An 18,315-nucleotide genomic window follows, 5' to 3' on the forward strand; every position below is an offset into this window, starting at 1 on the left:
AATCAAAACTCAGTTTACTGTGTCTTGAGGAATCTTGAAATCATTCCCAGAAGGAATCTGGAATATTTTTAATCCGAATTCAGGAAGAATCGCCAAAAGATGATCAAAAATATCGGATTGGATCGCCTCATAAGCCACCCAAGCTGTCGTATTTGTAAAAGCATAAATTTCTATAGGCAAACCTTCACCTGTCGGTTGTAATTGACGAACGATTAAGGACTGATTTTGTGCAATACCTGGATGATTTTTTAAATAGTATTCAATATATGCGCGGAATGTTCCTAAATTGGTTAAACGACGTTGATTATTGACCCCATTATTTGCATATTGCTGATTAAAGTTTTTTAACTCAGTTTGTTTCTCATCCAGATATTTTTCTAAAATCAGAAATTCTTTAAGTTTGCTGTATTCCATTGCAGATAAGAAGTGAACACTATTTTGATCGATATAGAGTGCACGTTTAATACGACGAACACCTTGCTCTTGCATACCTCTCCAGTTCTTAAAAGTATCTGTCACCAAACGATTGGTCGGAATAGTGGTATAGGTCTTATCAAAGTTTTGTACGGTCACCGTATGTAATGACATATCAATGACATCGCCATCCGCATTTAAGGTTGGCATTTCAATCCAATCACCAATCCGAACCATGTCATATGAAGAGATTTGAACTGAAGCCACTAGAGATAGAATTGTATTTTGGAAAACCAGCATGAGCACTGCTGCCATTGCCCCGAAACCTGCCAATAGCGTGAAAACATCTTTTTTAAGAAATGTTCCTATGACCATCAGAGCACAAACAACAAAAATAATGAGTTTAACTAACTGTAAATAACCCTTAATTGGCTTATTGTGAGATTTAGGATTACGTTGATAAATAATATTAAAAATGGTGAGAAGCTGACTAATTGCCAAGGCAATGGTTAAGAAAATGAAGGCTTGTGCAAACATCTGAATCAATGTAATGACTTTTTCAGACAGGTGAGGAACCGTCACAATTCCATTCATAATCACCAATGCTGGGACAATGTTTGCAATTCTTCGAATAACGCTATGTTCCGCTAAGACATCACTATAACTAAAACGTAGTTTGCTAATAATTTTGCGAATACCACGGACGACCACTTGTTTAGCAATAAAATTTGCGATAAATGCAATGAGAATAAGAATGCTCAGAGAGGTCAACATCTCTAACCAAGGAAATTGATCTGACCATTCTTGGATTTGAGTTACAAAATTTAATCTGTCCAACTTGATCACCTCTAAATGAATTAGCATTAGCTTAATGGTTTAAGTTATTAAATTTATTAGAGTTAACGTTTATCAAACAGAATAGATTAAATTAATTACTTGAACTACGTTTTATGAAATTCTATTTTAAATAAAATTAATGTGAAATAAGTCACACTATAAAATTTCGTAGATTATCGTCATTACATTTTCAAATTATAAAACCCATGTTTAAATCTAATTTAATATTTTTTATATCGATCTCTCTGTGTTCTTTGCTTTTTGCGAAAGCTCCTCAAAGAAGCATTATTGAACTTGCTCATCTTCAGCAGTTAGAAAATGAAAAAATAATGCGAGAAAGTCAATCCATTATTTTTTTAAAGCTCTCCAAAACAACATCGATTGAAAAAAATCGAATCAGAGAATAAAAGACGAGCGCAGAAAATTGATAGAGTCTTCTCGTGATGGTTGGACGCAGCAATATGACCTAAAGCATCTTAATCATGAATTTATACCCGCTACACCGCAATCTGAATCACATATAAAGCGTTAAAAAAGCCTAATAAATTAGGCTTTAGAGAGATTTACCACATTAAATCATCTGGAATAACATAAGCTGCATATGGATCTTCCTCATCCGTAATAGCCTCATTTTTCTCAGCATTATTCACAATAATAAATCCTTCGACTTTTTCATTAATCCGCTCAGATAACACTCTTGGTAGAACAGCATAACCTGTTTGATCTTTGGCGATAACTAATGTGCCTGCCACGAGTGCATTGTAAACTTGTTGATTAATATAAATTTTCTTAATTTTATTTTCATCAACGAACTGGTAGCTGATTTCACCATCAATATCTTTGATTTTATGCTGACCAATCATTTGCACTACTGCTGCACGTAATGCTTTTTCATCTTGCTGGCGTTTGATTTCAAGATTAAGACTCTGATCTTTTTCTAATTTTTGCTTTAAATCTTGTTCAATCTTAGCTTTAATCTCAGCTTCATTGCTTTGACCCGTGCGTTGCTCATGCACAGCTTGTTTAGAAAGTTTTTTAGCCTTTTTTTGATCGACTAAACCAGCTTTGAGCAATTGTGCTTGCAAGGCATTTTTTACCATGAGTAATACCAACTACGATTTTTGAAAATAACAATGACGGAAATATAAAATCCAATAGATCAGGGTCAGTAAAAAACTTAAACCTGCAGGAATTAAAAACGCTTCTAATTGTAAATAAGGATAGCTGAATGCCGCAACAGTACTGCCAATAATAAAACCAAATAAAATCACTAAATGCAAAATAACTTTTCTGGATTCCGTTGTAAGACCTCTTACAAAATATCCAAATGCTAAACCAAGATCGGTTAAGACACCAGAAAGGTGAGTCGTGCGTATAATCGCACCTTTATAATGACTTACCATGGCATTTTGTACACCCATCGCACAACATGCCCATAGCAGTGCATAACGAGGATAATAGGGAATAAATACCCAACAGAGCAGAATAAAAAGAGTCACTAAACTCAATGGTAGACCATATCTGCGCCCGAGTTTAAATTGACTATTCCCCAATATCAGACCGCTAAAACTAGAGCCTAAAACATAACTCAGGATAATAAGAATAAGAAAAATTACAGCTTTGAAATCATGGTCAATAAGACCGATGGCAAGCAAACTTGCATTGCCTGTCATGTGTGAAACTGACTGATGTAATAAAGAAATGAGACCCAAAACGTTGATCATGCCTGCATTTACTGCAAGCATGAAAGCCCCAAATTGTACCCAGTTTGGAAGGAATTGAAATGGCATATCTTTCATTCTAAAAGTTTATGCCATGAATATATTATTTTGAAGGAGCGCGATCAACCGCAGCAGTAAACAATACATCTGTAGATGAGTTGAGTGCTGTTTCAGTAGAATCTTGTAGAACACTGATCACCATACCGATGGCTACAACTTGCATAGCCACATCTGGTGAAATATTGAATAAGCCACAAGCGACAGGAATCAATAACAGTGAACCACCTGCTACACCAGAAGCCCCGCAAGCAGAAACTGTAGCCACAACAGAAAGAACAAGCATTGTAGTAAAGTCAACGGAAATACCAAGTGTATTCACCGCTGCTAATGTTAATACGGTAATCGTTACTGATGCGCCCGCCATATTAATTGCAGCACCCAACGGGATTGCTACACTCGCTGTCGATTCATTCACGCCCAATCGTTTTGCAAGATCTAAATTCACTGGAATATTTGCTGCTGAACTACGCGTGAAAAATGCGGTGATCCCACTTTCACGTAGACATTGAATAACCAATGGATAAGGATTTGAACGCGTAACAAATGCCACCATAATTGGGTTAATTACAAGTGCAACAAAGAACATAGTCCCTAATAGAACAGACAATAATTGTGCATAACTTGCTAAGGTTTTAAGACCAGCATCTGCAAAAGTCACTGCAACAAGTCCAAAAATACCGAAAGGTGCAAAACTGATGACAAGACGAATCACGTGATTCACGGCATTCGCAGCATCCGTCAGACACTGTTTTGTGGTGTCTGTGGCATGACGAAATGCTATACCAAGTGCAACAGCCCAACCCAAAATCCCAATAAAGTTTGCTTCACTTAATGCAACGATAGGATTCGCAACAAAACTGAGTAATAAATTTTTAAGAATTTCAGTCAAGCTGCCAGGTGGCTGTAAATCAGCTTGCGCAGCGACATCTAGGAAAAGAGTGCTTGGAAATAAATTACTCACAATGACAGCAGTTAACGCAGATAAAAACATACCTACGGCATACATCATCATAATGGGTTTGATTTTCGCACTGCTGCTATCACCAACTTTAAAGTTTGCAATCGAAGACAGGACCAAAACAAAAACAAGAATTGGTGCAACAGATTTAAGGGCTTTAATAAATAAATCACCCAGCAAGCTTAATTGTGGTGCAACTTGAGGAAAAAATATAGCCACCAAAACGCCAAGAATAATGGCGATAATGATTTTGGTGACTAAACTCAAACGTGCTAGAGCAGTGAACATAACTGAACCTAATAATGCCGAGTCTGGCTTAAAATCGGATAAATAAGTGGGGTATTCTATACTTAAAAATGATTTTAAATATAAAACTTATTCATAATAAAAATTAAGTGAATCAAATCACTGGATTTTTTTTGATAATTCTTACTTAAGAATATCAAATTCTTATGCAAAAGATGATTTATTTTCGCTGAAATGCGGGTCTAATTCATATACTGCTTGGAAATGAGTGAGGTATATTTTACCTGTCAGATATTGTATCCAATTGGTTGAATTTAAGCGATCCATAACAGGACCTTTAACTTCGCTTAAGTGTAGTTGAATATTGAGTTTAGATAACTCAGAATTCATTTCTTCAAGAGTCTCTAAAGCTGAATAGTCAATATTACTAATACTGGAACAGTTAATGACAACATGTTGAAGCTCATCATGTTGGCTAACCTCTGAAATAATAAATTCCTTCAGGGTGTTTGCATTGAGAAAACTCAAATTTTCATCAATTCTCACCGAAACGAGCCTTTTACTGGTAATAACCTGGTGCCTTGAAATATTTCTAAAATGCTGCGTGCCTTCAACGAGACCAATCACTGCAATATGTGGACGACTAATTCTCCACAACAGCAACACAAATGTTGAAATAATACCCACCATTAAGCCTGTCGTAATATCTATACACAGCACTCCTAAAAATGTGAGTGCCATTGCTAAACCATCTGCTTTAGAATATTTCCAAGCCGCTATAAAAGGTTTAATTTCAACAAGTTTCCATATCGACACAATGATTGTTGCAGCCAATACTCCTAAAGGTAAATATTCAAATAGGCTTGTAAAATATAGACTGACCACAATAATAAGTAGCGAGGATAAAACCCCAGCCATAGGTGTTTTAGCACCAGCATCAGCATTGACCACTGTACGTGATAAGCTACCAGTGACAGGAAATGCGCCACTGATTCCAGCGCCAAAATTTGCAACACCGAGTGCAACAAGCTCTTGATTACTGTTCAAATTGCTACGTGATTGAAAAGCCGTAGCTTGCGCGATCGAAATAGATTCAACGAAACTCACCATAGCGATCATTGCTGCACCAGGAAGCAGTATTTTCACCATGTCCCATGTCCAGTACGGCATTTGAATAGGAGGTAATCCACTTGGAATTTCACCTACTGTTTTAATTCCATAGACAGTTAAATCAAAGGATTGAACCAGTAAGATTGAAAATAGCACTAAGCATAACGGTAATGCTTTTTGTACAAATTGCATTAATTTTTGATGATTTGAAAATGCTGGAATTTTAAGTAATTGTGGTAAATAAATGAGCGCTAAAATTGAAGCTAAACCCAAAGATAAGCTGGCCAAATCATATAAAGAAATATATTGAGCCAAACTCGTAAAAAATTCGATTAAATTACTGGATTGCAATGGAATATTAAGAATAAATTTTATTTGACCTAATGCAATTAAGACGGCTGAAGCAATGATAAAACTCTTAATCACAGGATGGCTAATGAGACGAATCAAAAAACCAAATCTGAATAATCCCAATAAAAATGAAATTATGCCAACCATTACTGCTAGCAAATAGGCAGCTTGAATATAGACTGGTGAACCCACTTCATATAATGGCTGTAATGTAGCAAAAGTCATCATAGAGATTAATGCAACTGGACCAATTGAAAGGGTAGTACTCCCTCCAATCAGTGCATAAGCAATCATAGGGATAATACTGGCATATAACCCCATAATTGGAGGTAAGCCTGCAATCATGGCATATGCCATGCCTTGTGGTACAAGCATTGCAAGCACGATCACAGATGCAAGAAGATCAGATTTAAAATCTTGAGTGTTGTATTTTTTTAACCATTTCCAAGCTGGGATGATTCGTTCCACAGAATGCTTCGTTAAATCCATACAAATCTCTAAATCACATTTATATATATATTATGCATAAAAAGTGATAAACAAGCACTGAGTATTGTTGATAAGGATCATCAAGAATTTGATTAATGATCCTTAGCGTATGAATTTAATCGAATATTTTTTTAAAAGGTTGTATCTGTTCAAGCTGATAAGCGAGATCTATCAGTAAACGTTCTTGTCCCAAATCAGCAGAAAGCTGAATACCTATCGGTCTTGAATCTACTTTAGTCATACCCATTGGCAGTGATATCGCTGGAGCACCTGCGATATTTTGAATAGGTGTGAATGCTACATAATTCCTTAAATGCTCAAATAAAACATCAAATTCGAGTTGAGGTGAAAGATATCCAATTTGAGGCGAAACATGCGCTAAAACTGGCGAAAGGATGACATCATATTGTTGGAAGATTTGTTGATAGATGCGCTGGATTTGCTTTAAACGGTATAAAAATAAAGGGGTTTTATAGAAATTTTTCTTGTACAAGTTTGCAAGCCCAACTGTTAGATGATCTAACTCATTCACGTTAAAATCTTTGCCAAGTAGCGGTTTTCCAAACTGTTGAATCATAAATGATAAAAAACCCCAATAGTGGCTGAAATCATCTATAAACGAATCTGGAAGAGGAAGTGAAAATTCTTCAATATGATGACCTAAATTCCTGAGTAATTGAGCAGTAGACTCAACAGTTTGACGGGTCTCAGCATCAGTATTGGTTTGCAATGAATCATAAACAAGACCAATCCGTAAAGGTTTGCTGGATGGATGCTGGATTAAGCCAATTTCGGGTAATTTTTTTGGCTTATATTGTTTTTCCATTTCAGCAAAGAAAAACGCGGTATCACGCACAGAACGTGTTAAAACACCATCTGAAACAAGGTCAATTGGTAAATACTGTGAACCTTCATTTGGATACCAACGACCACGTGTCGGCTTTAAACCGACTAAACCGCAATTTGCTGCAGGAATTCGTATCGAACCACCACCATCATTTGCATGTGCAATTGGTACTACGCCTGATGCAACGAGTGCCGCAGCTCCACCTGAAGAAGCTCCACACGAATAATCAGTATGCCAAGGATTGCGTGTGTAATCCCCAGACTTAAATTCTGTTGAAGCATTTAAGCCAAATTCAGGCATTTTAGATTTACCCAGTGCAATTAAGCCTGTATCTAACATTTGTTGAGTAATTTTAGAATTTTTGATCTTTTCCTTGGATTTGAACGATGTTGATCCTTGTTGCGTAGGAAAACCAATTAGATCCAAATTATCCTTAATAAATGTAGGGATTGCAGAAAAAATCTGATTTGGTTTAAAAGTAGGCGATTTAAGTATTTGTTCGAAGTTTTCGAATTCAATTGCATTTAGCAGAGGATTTACGAATTTTGCGCGTTCAATCGTAGCTCTTAAAACTTCATCAATTGAGATGTCTTTAGATTGAATTCTGTTTGAGAGCTCAATCGCATCACTCGTACCTAATATATCATCCGTGAAAGCGTGAATTCTTTTTTGATTATCCATAATCGATTTTCTTTAAAATTGACTAAGCATATGTATACACATGAAATATTGATTTGTCGATTGACCAAAGATTGAATTAACACGATTTCGCATAATGTATATTATGTTAAATAGGATATCTGGAACTGTTGCCTACACAATACTTTTTTATAGCTACAGCTCATCCACGTTAATATCTACGATTATAATTCACGTTGATGAGTATCCTAGGAAACATAATATAAGTTTATGCAACAATCAGAATCTTGTCGATTGGTGTAAGTTCAATTCAAATTCACAAATCAATAAGAATCGACCTAGATTCTAATAATTGTAGTAAAGTATCGTGCAGAAATTTATTGTAAGGATGATTAAGTAATTCGGTCCTTTTACTCTTATAAGTCTACCCTTAATAACAAGGACTCTTTTTTTAAGAAGCAAATTCCAGTAAAAACCGCTCGATATCACGAATCATATCTTTTACATCCTCAATCGTAAATTGATTAGTGTTTCCATGAGCTGCATTATTTCGAATATCAGCTAAAGCAGTAATTTTCTTTTGTTGTAGAATGTTATAAATACCAGCGTTTTTTAATGCAGCATTTAAAACATCAAGTTTTTTAGGCTTAGTCGAACCTGGAGGGTAAACATCTATGCCATTATTCTTACAAATTTCTTTAATTGATGACTCTAGCACTACTCCTGCAGTCACAGCAGCTGCAACTGGATAACCAGATTCTAAAAAATGTTTAGCTTGTTCTAGCTCATTTTCTAGCTCATTATCAAAAACATCAGCTTGTATGAGTTGTTTAAAAGAGATTAAACAACCACTATTTATGTCATCTAGAGTTGCCCTTAAGATACTTATAAGACGTCTTAAAACAAGTGGATCTGTTTCCATACTATGAGTTTTCTTTCCAGCTGAATCAAAAAGTTCAAAGTGAATTGCTTTTTTATTATCAGAAATTAATTTAAGTAATGATTTGGAACTAACAATCCATTGAACATATAAATCCTTTGATTTTTGTGAAAAGCTCATATAACCATTTGTATTTTGATAAGATTGAGCTGATATCTGTTCGCCTTGGCTAATTAGATGTTCTAATCTAGTTTGAAATTTTTGGGACATATTTTTCTCAAGTGCTAAGTCATTATAAAGTCTCATAACTTCATTTTATTTTAAATACAATATCTTAAACAGCACACCAATACTACCTATCGTCTTGTTACATGACATAAAACAACGAATGATTAGAATTCAATTTGAAAAATTAAAAAAACTAAAACACAATCTGTAATTTTGAATGATTAATTGCGCATAGAAAGCAATGCTCTCAATTTTTAACTAGCTCAGGTTATAATGCTCATCTTACACAATTCAGTTGATCTACTATGAACACTTCCAATGACCCTTTACATGGCAAAAAACTTGCTGACATTTTAGATGAGTTATTGGATTACTACGGAGGCTTTGAAGGATTAAGTCGTAAAATTGAAATTCGTTGTTTTTGCATCGACCCAAGTGTTAAATCATCTTTACGATTCCTACGGACTACACCATGGGCACGTGAAAAAGTAGAAAGCTTATATTTGTATGTTCTCCGTCAAAAAGCTAAACAGAAATTGTAGCCAACAAAAAAACTCACGCTATGTTTAATCTTTTAGACCCAATCGTAGAATAGCCTTAATGAGTATCTATCGTTTTGTTGACAGCGTGTAGTTATGGGTGGAAGCCCCACTCTCCTACTACATAGGACAACGATCAATCATCTAAATCCAGTCTTATCAAGTCTAGAGCTAAAAGCTATAATATGTTTTTAAAAAGTTTTAGATCATATGCTCGAACTCATTCACTCATATCCTCAAGCCAAATTGGTGAATACTTTCCAAGCATTAGCGAATGAAGTTTTTGAAGACCCTGTCAATGCTTTATGTTGGTATAGGCATTTAGATTACAATTTCAAAGAAATCGTTGAAAAACTTACACTCATAGAAGATATTACTGAAATTTCCATCGCACAATTAGAGCAACTCAAACTTTCAGACTCTGCAAGCAAAGCGAGAGACGTTATTATTAATGATATAATGTTGCTTACCGAATTGGGTGCATCGCCGTCTTTAAACTTAGTCAAAGAATATCAGCGTGATGAAGAATTGGATTTTATCAGCACTGATGTATATTCTTTTCATGTAGATCGATCGCCATTAGCAACGGATACATATCTATGTACCTATTACGGGGCGGCTAGCGATATTATTTCCAATGATGAGGTTGAACAAAAAATTCATATTCCAGAAATCCGTCAAAAAATTAAATCATTGTTTGATGGCGAAGACCATGAGTTTGAGGATTTTCTTGAAGAGACCTATATGGATCTTCACTATCAACCTAAAAATGGTGCAACACCTTTAAATTTAGGAATTGGTCATCTCTGGCGTTTGGCTGTAGATCATCCTGATCAGAAAGTACTTCCTTGTGTTCACCGTGCTCCAAAAGAAAATGCAGGAGAACTCAGATTACTCTTAATTTGTTAAGGAATTCCTTGCTCAATTTAGGCGAGTAATTCTTTTTCAGCTTCAAATGGATTAAAGAAATTACACCAAACGATTGGTCCTAAACTCATCTCCGAATCAGTAAGTAAACATTGATCAAAATTTTGGATTAATTGCTCTTTATCCATCTCTTGACCAATTAAAACAATTTCCTGTCTGGCATCACCCGTTTCTGGATGCCAACTCGATTCAATTTCCTGAATAGATTGCGTATCTTGTGGCCATTCCTCTTGTGGTACCGAAGCCCACCAATATCCTGCTTGACCATGCCGAGCCATACCTCCAGCTTGTGACCAAGCCATAGCCATTGTTGGTTCCGCAGCAAGCCAAAAAAATCCTTTTGAGCGTATAACACCTTTCCATTCTGAATGAATAAAATTGTAAAAACGTTGTGGGTGAAAGGGTCTTCTTGCTCTATATACGAAACTTTCGATTCCATATTCTTCAGTTTCAGGCTTATGCTCTCCTCTCAACTCTTTTAACCAACCAGGTGCTTGTGAGGCTTCATCAAAATTAAAAAGCTGTGTGTTGAGTATTTTATCGAGTTCAACCTGACCAAATGTAGATGACTCAATTTTTGCTCTAGGGTTAAGCTTTTTGAGAATCGCATAAAGCTGGGACTTCTGATGCTCATCGATTAAATCAGTTTTGTTTAGAATAATAACATCACAAAATTCGATTTGATCTATCAGTAAATCCACAACAGTACGTTGGTCAAATTCTCCAAGTGATTCGCCACGATCATGAAGAAGATCATATGAACGATAATCACGTAAAAAATTGAATGCATCGACTACGGTCACCATGGTATCTAAACGAGCGTACTCATTTAGAGATACGCCGTCTTCATCTTCAAACGTAAATGTTTCGGCTACAGGTAGAGGCTCTGATATTCCGGTAGATTCAATGACGAGTTGATCAAATTTTTTCTCTTCCGCTAATCGTCTTACTTCTACTAATAAATCTTCTCTCAAAGTACAGCAAATACATCCATTACTCATTTCAACGAGTTTTTCTTCCGTTCGTGATAATTCCGCCCCACCTTCTCTGACTAAAGCAGCATCAATATTGACTTCTGACATATCGTTCACAATTACTGCGACACGTTTTCCTTCTCTATTATTTAAAATATGATTTAAAAGTGTGGTTTTTCCTGCACCAAGAAATCCAGATAGCACAGTGACAGGTAATTTATACGGTTGTGAAGAATCAATATTCATGGTGAGTTACTCGTTTTCATGTTCAACCACATCATTTGATCGCTTATTGCAATCAATGAATGATCTTGATTTTTGATGTAACTAAATCATAATTGTTATGTTATAACATTTCAACATGTTTAATGTTTAGTTAAACTTTAATAAAATTTATTTATAGTGATTCTAAATTGTATTCATCACTGTAGAATCATAAGTAAAACTAAAGAATCTATGACCTAATTTTTTTAATTATATGAGCATATAACAATGAATTTAATCAATCTTATTTTTCGTACCACTTTAAGTACTTCCCTGTTACTTGGAGTTTCGAATACGTATGCTGTGGTTGCAGGCGGAATGATTTCTACTGACTACCATTGGAACAATATTCCGGCTAACGGCTTTGCAACACTTGAAAATCAAATCATCATTACCCATGAGCCAGGAGATGATGGTAATACATTTTGGGCCAATCAATTTTCATTAAAAAATGGAAATATCGGTTATGTTGGATTACAGCAACGAAGCAATGATGAGAAGTATTTAAATTTCTCAATCTGGAAAACGACATCTTGGAAATCAGGATACCCTGCGTATTGCAGACAATTTGATCACGAAGGTGATGGCGTTCAATGTGACTTACCATATGAATGGAAAGAAGGCACGAAATATAATTTTAAGATTGTGAAAAATAATGACAGTACAGTCTCAGCCTTTGTTAAAAACGTGAGTACTGGTAAACAACTTGAAATTGCAAAAATCAATGTGCCTCAGACCTGGGGTGGTTTTGATAGTTTAGTTACATTTACCGAAAACTTCCGACAGAATAAACAACCCAACGGTATTTATGGCTATAACAGTTGTAATGATGTTCATACATCTGTTTCTGCGACCTATCCTGCAATAGCAAACTCTTCAATCAAGTCTAAATCACAAACGACTAAAACTTATGGAAATTGTGTACAAGTGGCATCAGCGCATTGCACGGATGATTCTACTTGCATTTCTACTGTGAATAATGCAAATTACACCCAGCAAAAACCTTTCATTTTGAAAAATGGTGCACGAGGTTTCTGTGCAGATAGCTTGAATGGTGGTCAACAAATGGGATTGTATTCATGCGATCCCAACAACGGAAATCAACGTCTGAGTACGGATCACACACATCGCTTATACTTAACTCATCGGGATGCGTGTTTGATGGGCGATGATAAAGATAATTTTGTTAAAGTTGCGCCGTGCAATAATGATAGTAGTCAACGATGGATGTATAGCCACCATACAAGCCAATATATCAACTTAAAAACAGGTCTATGCCTTGATGCCGCTGATGGTGCAAATAGTATGGCACGCCTACAAATGATTGGATGTCAAAGCAATAATTCATATCAAACGTGGAAAATTACACGTTAATTTATTAAATTCAGAGCTTTAGCATTTAAAGCTCTGAATTTTAATGCTGAAATTTTAATTTTTTTGCTTTCTTTGAGTGACTCGTACTAATTTTAGTACAATTTGATATCTAAATTAGAGATTTTACTCATAGATAAGCCAGCTCACTCAGGTTAAAAGCATTCTTAATACTGGCTCAAAAAGCGAAATAAGTTCAATGATTTTAGGGAGATATTTGTCTAAGGTATATTTGTAATATTGATGACAGCAATAAGATAAAAACAATTAAAAATATTCTTCATAAATCGTTGCTATTTTTCCGATAGCGCCGTTAATGATGAGAACAAAATTCTTCAAAATATTAAAACTTAATAAATGAGATTAGACGTTTAGTTGTTTATCTCTGAAGATAGAAATCAAAAGCCCTATTTTAATATTGGAGAGAATCAAATTCTAACCTCATGTTTAATATGAACATTCATAGTTTTATTTTTTCAATCCATTGTCCTTCATGAATTATAAATTATAGGATATCTAGTTGATTTATGAATTTAGCTGAAATCAGTTAATACTTGAGCATAGTCATCTATGTAACATCAAAAAATCTTAGTGAACTTTTTTCACAAGAATTATTTCTAAATAAATTCTTGAAAAAAAATTGCGTAAAATTTTACTCTCCTCGTCATATTCATGACCTATTTTTGGTCAATTCATACTTCTATCACTCATTAAATAAATACTAAGTTGATAAGTTTTTTTACTAATAATCTTTGATATGTCGATATTTTATTTATTGATGAGTCTAATTTAAAAATTACATTTTTGCTTAGGCTATTTTGGTGTTCAAAATTTAAGCCTAAGCATTTGAAGATTTTTTTAAATTAGAAACTATAGGTGAAAGCCACTACACCTAAATTTTTCTGTTTTTCGTTATAGCGGTTCTTACCACCAAAAATATATTGTCCACTCAATCCGAGTTCTGGTGTCAAGGCATAATCTAGCCCGATAGATGAGAAGCGATAAGCAAATTCTCGTTTTGTATCACCGAGCTCTAGACCTTCATATTTCCCATTATCATTAAAATAGCTCGCTGCAGCACTTGCTATAGCAGATAATTTATCATTGAGTTGGTGGGTATATATTACGTTTAGATAAGTATCCCCTTGGTTTGCATACACGACATCATATGTATATGCAGATAAACTGGTTGATAAAGAGATTTTATCATTGAATTGGTGTGTGGCAGTTACCCCCATTTCATTGGAAGTTGTATTTGACGCGTTCGGATAGAAATAAGTGGCATTCCAAATATTCCAATTTGTCCTACCAGTATCAAAACTGTAGCCGACAATAAAGTCGTGCTCTAATTTATCAGTTTTACGGCGCTTATCACCTTGAAGTTCAGCATAAGAGTAGCCTAGTGTAGACCCCCAATACCCGACATAGAAGTTGTTATAACTGAGGTTTAGACCTGTTTGAATTGCGAGGTCATCATTTTCTGGTGCATTTGTTAAACCACGTGAAATGTATTTGGAGGTTAATGTGACATATCCATCAAATTGAATTGGTGAATTTGTTTCTTGATTCGTAGAATTTGCATAACTGGGTAAAATAATAAAGCTAGCAGTGCTCAACAGCACTGCTTGAGTCGTTTTAATCATCATAAAATTTATAATTTAGAAAATGAGGGTGAAGTTTCTGCACGATAAAATGGTGCATCTGAAGGGGTTAAAGCAGGTCGATTACGAATGTGATCTGCAATCTTCTCGGCCATCATGATCGTCGTTGCATTGAGATTACCAGTAATAATCAGCGGCATGATAGAAGCATCGACCACTCGCAACCCATCTATTTCATGGACACGACCGTAACCATCTACAACAGCTAAATCATCTTCACCCATTTTACAGCTACACGAAGGATGATACGCTGTTTCTGCATGATTTTTTACAAATTCATCAATTTGCTGATCTGTTTTTAATGCTGAACCTGGACTAATTTCTCTACCTCGATACTGATCTAATGCAGGCTGATGCATAATTTCTCGTGTAATTCTCACTGCATCACGGAATTCGCGCCAATCTTGTTCAGTGCTCATGTAGTTAAATAAAATGCTCGGATGATCAAAAGGATTTTTCGAGGTTAAGCGAATTCTCCCTCTTGACGGCGATCGCATAGATCCAACATGTGCTTGAAAACCATGTTCATTGATTGCATTGGTACCATTGTAGTTAATTGCAATTGGTAAAAAGTGATACTGGAGATTCGGCCACTCAAACTCATCACTTGAGCGGATGAATCCACCTGCTTCAAACTGATTGCTTGCACCAATTCCTTTACCCAAAAACAGCCATTCAGCGCCAATTTTAGGTTGGTTATACCATTTTAATGCAGGGTAAAGACTGACGGGCTTCTTACATTGGTATTGAAGATACATTTCTAAATGATCTTGCAGATTTTCACCCACACCCGGTAAATCTTGCACAACCTTTACATCCAGTGACTCTAATAATGACTTAGCTCCTACCCCAGAGCGCTGTAAAATTTGAGGTGATGCAATAGCACCTGCGCACAGCAATACTTCTCGCTCAGCATAGACCTTGTGTAAATTTGTGGCATCTTGGCCAAGAATGTATTCAACACCGATAGCTTGTTTTTTTTCAAATAAGATTCGATTGGTTGTGGCATGCGTAATAATCGTTAGATTCTGACGACCTTTAGCTATATCTAAATAGCCACGAGCGGTACTGGAACGTCTGCCTTGAGGTGTCACCGTACGATCCATTGGACCAAAGCCTTCTTGTTGGTATCCATTTAAATCATCCGTACGTGGATATCCAGCTTGCAAACCCGCTTCAACCATTGCATGAAATAACTCATTATTGTCTGACTTTGGCGTAGCAACACTAACTGGGCCTTGATCACCGTGATATTCATTTGCACCAATATCTCTAGACTCTGCTTTTTTATAGTAAGGTAAACATTCAGCATAGCGCCAATGACTGAGTCCTTTCATTTGAGACCATTGCTCTAAATCCATGGCATTCCCACGGATATAACACATACCGTTAATTAATGATGAACCACCTAAACCTTTACCACGTCCACATTCCATACGGCGGTTATTCATATGTGGTTCTGGATCAGTCAAATATGCCCAATTATAACGTCGACCTTGTAAAGGATAAGCCAAAGCAGCAGGCATTTGAGTTCTAAAATCTAAACGGTAGTCAGGGCCACCCGCTTCAAGGAGCAGAACTTTAATATCTGGATCTTCGGTGAGTCTCGCTGCAAGTACATTCCCAGCAGAACCTGCACCTATGATAATGTAATCATATGTCATAGTGTTCTCCTTAGGCTTTAAATACAGATTGAAATGGACTTAATTCCACTTGTACCGATTTGATTTGCGTGTAGTGTTGTAAAGTCGTTAAACCATTCTCTCTTCCTACACCAGAATGCTTATAGCCACCGACTGGCATTTCAGCTGGCGATTCACCCCACGTATTGATCCAACATATACCTGCTTCAATTTGGTGGATGATTCGATGTGCTTTGACAATATCAGGGGTAACCACGCCAGCAGCCAATCCATAAGAAGTATTATTAGCGCGACGAATCACTTCTTCTTCTGATGTATATGTCAAAATACTCATCACAGGACCGAAGATTTCCTCTTGAACAATGGTCATCTCATCTCGACAATCACTGAAGATTGTAGGCAGTACAAAAGCACCATTTTTTAAATGATCATCTGTTGCTCTAGAACCACCACACACTAAACGTGCTCCCTCGCTTTTAGCAGAATCGATGAATGCCAAAATTTTATTCATATGCGCAAAGCTAGATACTGGTCCAAAATTTGTTTCTGAATCGAGCGGATTACCTAAGCGGATATAAGGAACACGTTCTAATAGCTTTTCTTCAAATTTTAGTTGTAATGATTCTGGAATAAACACTCGTGTCCCATTCGTACATACCTGTCCAGAACTATAGAAATTTGCCATCATTGCAATATCTGCAGCTAAGTCTAAATCAGCATCTTCACAAATAATTAATGGTGACTTCCCACCCAACTCCATCGTGACTTCTTTAAGACTCGATTCAGCAGCTTGAGCCATCACTTTTTTTCCAGTGCTCACACCACCAGTAAATGAAATTTTCGCAATATCTACATGCTGGCTTAAATAGGCACCAATATCACCGCCCCCTGTTACAACATTGAATACCCCATCTGGCACTCCAGCTTCGGTATAAATTTCTGCCAATTTAAAGGCTGTTAATGGGGTAATCTCGCTGGCTTTGAAAATCATTGCATTCCCCGCCGCCAAAGCAGGTGCTGACTTCCATAAGGCAATTTGAATTGGATAATTCCATGCTCCTATACCAGCTACAATTCCCAAAGGTTCACGGCGTGTATAGACAAATGAATCTGTTCTTAAAGGAATCTGTTGACCCTCGAGTACAGGTAAAATTCCAGCGTAGTATTCGAGTACATCAGCCCCTGTCACAATATCTACAGTCGATGTTTCACTATATGCTTTACCACTATCTAAGGACTCAATGGCGGCAAGTTCATCATTTCTTTCACGTAAAATAGCTACAGCTTTATTTAAAATTCTTGAACGCTGCATATAAGTCATTTCAGCCCAAACTTTCTGTCCTTGTTTGGCAGATAGAATGGCTTGATCCACATCCTGTTGAGAACATGCTTGAATGGTCGCGAGAACTTGCCCCGTGGCTGGATTAATCGAATCAAAAGTTTGACCTGATTGAGCATCGACGAATTGTCCATGAATATAAGGACGTTGTAATGGGAATTTATTCATACGATTAGCCTCAGATATAGTAAATATTAAAAATTATTGTGTAAGTTGCTGCTGGATAAAGGCATGGCAAAGACGGATAGAAAGATCAGTATCAATCTCACTTCTTGTTAATGCGCCCCTTAACCAGAACCCATCAATTAATGCAGCCAACCCTTGAGCTGCTTGCTCAGCTTTTAGGGGGCTTAAACGTTTTAAAAACTCATGTTTTAAATTTGAATGTAGCCGACAGTGATTCACTTGCTGTAATCGGTGTAGATCGGGTTGATGCAAACTAATAGCCCAAAACGCGAGCCATACTTTCATCGCGGCTTGATTGGTCTGAGGAGTTGCAAAATTCGCTTTAACAATCGCCATTAAACGATCTTCTGGAGAATGTCCAACCTCTGATTTTAGATCCCTTACACTTTCTCCAAGTTGCTGTAGTAAATAGCGCATGGTTGCCTCAATCAATCCATTCTTGCCACCAAAATAATGACTAATAATACCCGTGGAGACACCTGCTCTTTGCGCAATCTGTTGAATGGATGCATCAGCAAAACCGAGCTCATTTACAGTGGAGAGAGTAGCATCAATCAATTGTTGACGACGAATGGGTTGCATACCAACTTTTGGCATAAGATGACCTAAACCTACAGGAGATTATAATCAG

General features: G+C 36.3%; 15 protein-coding genes. 3 read left to right on the plus strand and 12 right to left on the minus strand.

The window, feature by feature from the left end; genetic code table 11:
• Positions 1-9: 9 nt before the first annotated feature.
• The 7 genes from AC1M83_RS03575 to AC1M83_RS03605 form a co-directional block, all read right to left on the minus strand.
• Positions 10-1,251 (minus strand): mechanosensitive ion channel family protein, encoded by a 1,242-nt coding sequence (locus AC1M83_RS03575; RefSeq protein WP_228143075.1) that lies wholly within the window; start codon positions 1,249-1,251, stop codon positions 10-12.
• Between the two features lie 563 nt (positions 1,252-1,814).
• The gene (locus AC1M83_RS03580; protein ID WP_481588118.1) at positions 1,815-2,351 is read right to left on the minus strand and encodes a DUF2058 domain-containing protein; all 537 of its coding nucleotides are present in this window, start codon (positions 2,349-2,351) and stop codon (positions 1,815-1,817) included.
• A gap of 12 nt (positions 2,352-2,363) precedes the next feature.
• The gene (locus tag AC1M83_RS03585) at positions 2,364-3,041 is read right to left on the minus strand and encodes a YoaK family protein (RefSeq protein WP_092766442.1); all 678 of its coding nucleotides are present in this window, start codon (positions 3,039-3,041) and stop codon (positions 2,364-2,366) included.
• Positions 3,042-3,075: 34 nt separating this feature from the next.
• Positions 3,076-4,278, minus strand: a complete 1,203-nt coding sequence (gene sstT / locus AC1M83_RS03590) for a serine/threonine transporter SstT (RefSeq protein ID WP_481590040.1) — start codon at positions 4,276-4,278, stop codon at positions 3,076-3,078.
• A gap of 162 nt (positions 4,279-4,440) precedes the next feature.
• Positions 4,441-6,186: a SulP family inorganic anion transporter gene (locus tag AC1M83_RS03595; RefSeq protein WP_481590041.1), complete on the minus strand. Its 1,746-nt coding sequence runs from the start codon at positions 6,184-6,186 to the stop codon at positions 4,441-4,443.
• A gap of 115 nt (positions 6,187-6,301) precedes the next feature.
• On the minus strand, positions 6,302-7,714 hold the full coding sequence (locus AC1M83_RS03600; RefSeq protein ID WP_481590042.1) for an amidase: 1,413 nt from the start codon (positions 7,712-7,714) through the stop codon (positions 6,302-6,304).
• Between the two features lie 409 nt (positions 7,715-8,123).
• Complete coding sequence (locus AC1M83_RS03605; protein WP_481590043.1) at positions 8,124-8,822, minus strand: DUF4145 domain-containing protein; 699 nt, start codon at positions 8,820-8,822, stop codon at positions 8,124-8,126.
• A gap of 263 nt (positions 8,823-9,085) precedes the next feature.
• Between AC1M83_RS03605 and AC1M83_RS03610 the strand changes: the two genes are divergently transcribed.
• Together AC1M83_RS03610 and AC1M83_RS03615 are read left to right on the plus strand one after the other, a co-directional pair.
• Positions 9,086-9,322, plus strand: coding sequence for a VF530 family protein (locus AC1M83_RS03610; protein ID WP_035268632.1), 237 nt, complete (start codon positions 9,086-9,088; stop codon positions 9,320-9,322).
• Positions 9,323-9,529: 207 nt separating this feature from the next.
• Positions 9,530-10,228, plus strand: coding sequence for a DUF1826 domain-containing protein (locus AC1M83_RS03615; RefSeq protein WP_481590044.1), 699 nt, complete (start codon positions 9,530-9,532; stop codon positions 10,226-10,228).
• Between the two features lie 17 nt (positions 10,229-10,245).
• On the opposite strand, the gene zigA is transcribed toward AC1M83_RS03615, so the two are convergent.
• Positions 10,246-11,466 carry a zinc metallochaperone GTPase ZigA gene (gene zigA, locus AC1M83_RS03620; RefSeq protein WP_481590045.1) on the minus strand — a complete coding sequence of 407 codons (1,221 nt, stop codon included), beginning with the start codon at positions 11,464-11,466 and terminating at the stop codon, positions 10,246-10,248.
• A 246-nt stretch (positions 11,467-11,712) separates the two neighbouring features.
• Here zigA and AC1M83_RS03625 point away from each other — a divergent pair, with 246 nt between their 5' ends.
• On the plus strand, positions 11,713-12,858 hold the full coding sequence (locus AC1M83_RS03625) for an RICIN domain-containing protein (RefSeq protein ID WP_481590046.1): 1,146 nt from the start codon (positions 11,713-11,715) through the stop codon (positions 12,856-12,858).
• An 860-nt stretch (positions 12,859-13,718) separates the two neighbouring features.
• Here the strand turns inward: AC1M83_RS03625 and AC1M83_RS03630 are convergent.
• The 4 genes from AC1M83_RS03630 to betI are packed head-to-tail and all read right to left on the minus strand — an operon-like array spanning position 13,719 to position 18,281.
• Positions 13,719-14,498 (minus strand): TorF family putative porin, encoded by a 780-nt coding sequence (locus AC1M83_RS03630; protein ID WP_481590058.1) that lies wholly within the window; start codon positions 14,496-14,498, stop codon positions 13,719-13,721.
• Positions 14,499-14,506: 8 nt separating this feature from the next.
• Positions 14,507-16,180, minus strand: coding sequence for a choline dehydrogenase (gene betA / locus AC1M83_RS03635; RefSeq protein WP_481590047.1), 1,674 nt, complete (start codon positions 16,178-16,180; stop codon positions 14,507-14,509).
• A 10-nt stretch (positions 16,181-16,190) separates the two neighbouring features.
• Positions 16,191-17,666, minus strand: coding sequence for a betaine-aldehyde dehydrogenase (gene betB / locus AC1M83_RS03640; protein ID WP_481590048.1), 1,476 nt, complete (start codon positions 17,664-17,666; stop codon positions 16,191-16,193).
• A gap of 33 nt (positions 17,667-17,699) precedes the next feature.
• Positions 17,700-18,281: a transcriptional regulator BetI gene (gene betI / locus AC1M83_RS03645; protein ID WP_035268653.1), complete on the minus strand. Its 582-nt coding sequence runs from the start codon at positions 18,279-18,281 to the stop codon at positions 17,700-17,702.
• Between the last annotated feature and the right edge of the window lie 34 nt (positions 18,282-18,315).

This window comes from Acinetobacter sp. 25-47-130 (assembly GCF_056779705.1).

Excerpts from the sequence above, each read along its gene's own strand:
- AC1M83_RS03605 (WP_481590043.1), bottom strand. The coding sequence starts at position 8,822 with ATGTCCCAAAAATTTCAAACTAGATTAGAACATCTAATTAGCCAAGGC.
- AC1M83_RS03615 (WP_481590044.1), top strand. The coding sequence starts at position 9,530 with ATGCTCGAACTCATTCACTCATATCCTCAAGCCAAATTGGTGAATACT.
- AC1M83_RS03630 (WP_481590058.1), bottom strand. The coding sequence starts at position 14,498 with ATGATTAAAACGACTCAAGCAGTGCTGTTGAGCACTGCTAGCTTTATT.
- AC1M83_RS03580 (WP_481588118.1), bottom strand. The coding sequence starts at position 2,351 with ATGGTAAAAAATGCCTTGCAAGCACAATTGCTCAAAGCTGGTTTAGTC.
- AC1M83_RS03595 (WP_481590041.1), bottom strand. The coding sequence starts at position 6,186 with ATGGATTTAACGAAGCATTCTGTGGAACGAATCATCCCAGCTTGGAAA.
- AC1M83_RS03610 (WP_035268632.1), top strand. The coding sequence starts at position 9,086 with ATGAACACTTCCAATGACCCTTTACATGGCAAAAAACTTGCTGACATT.
- betB (WP_481590048.1), bottom strand. The coding sequence starts at position 17,666 with ATGAATAAATTCCCATTACAACGTCCTTATATTCATGGACAATTCGTC.
- betA (WP_481590047.1), bottom strand. The coding sequence starts at position 16,180 with ATGACATATGATTACATTATCATAGGTGCAGGTTCTGCTGGGAATGTA.
- betI (WP_035268653.1), bottom strand. The coding sequence starts at position 18,281 with ATGCCAAAAGTTGGTATGCAACCCATTCGTCGTCAACAATTGATTGAT.
- AC1M83_RS03585 (WP_092766442.1), bottom strand. The coding sequence starts at position 3,041 with ATGCCATTTCAATTCCTTCCAAACTGGGTACAATTTGGGGCTTTCATG.
- sstT (WP_481590040.1), bottom strand. The coding sequence starts at position 4,278 with ATGTTCACTGCTCTAGCACGTTTGAGTTTAGTCACCAAAATCATTATC.
- zigA (WP_481590045.1), bottom strand. The coding sequence starts at position 11,466 with ATGAATATTGATTCTTCACAACCGTATAAATTACCTGTCACTGTGCTA.
- AC1M83_RS03625 (WP_481590046.1), top strand. The coding sequence starts at position 11,713 with ATGAATTTAATCAATCTTATTTTTCGTACCACTTTAAGTACTTCCCTG.
- AC1M83_RS03600 (WP_481590042.1), bottom strand. The coding sequence starts at position 7,714 with ATGGATAATCAAAAAAGAATTCACGCTTTCACGGATGATATATTAGGT.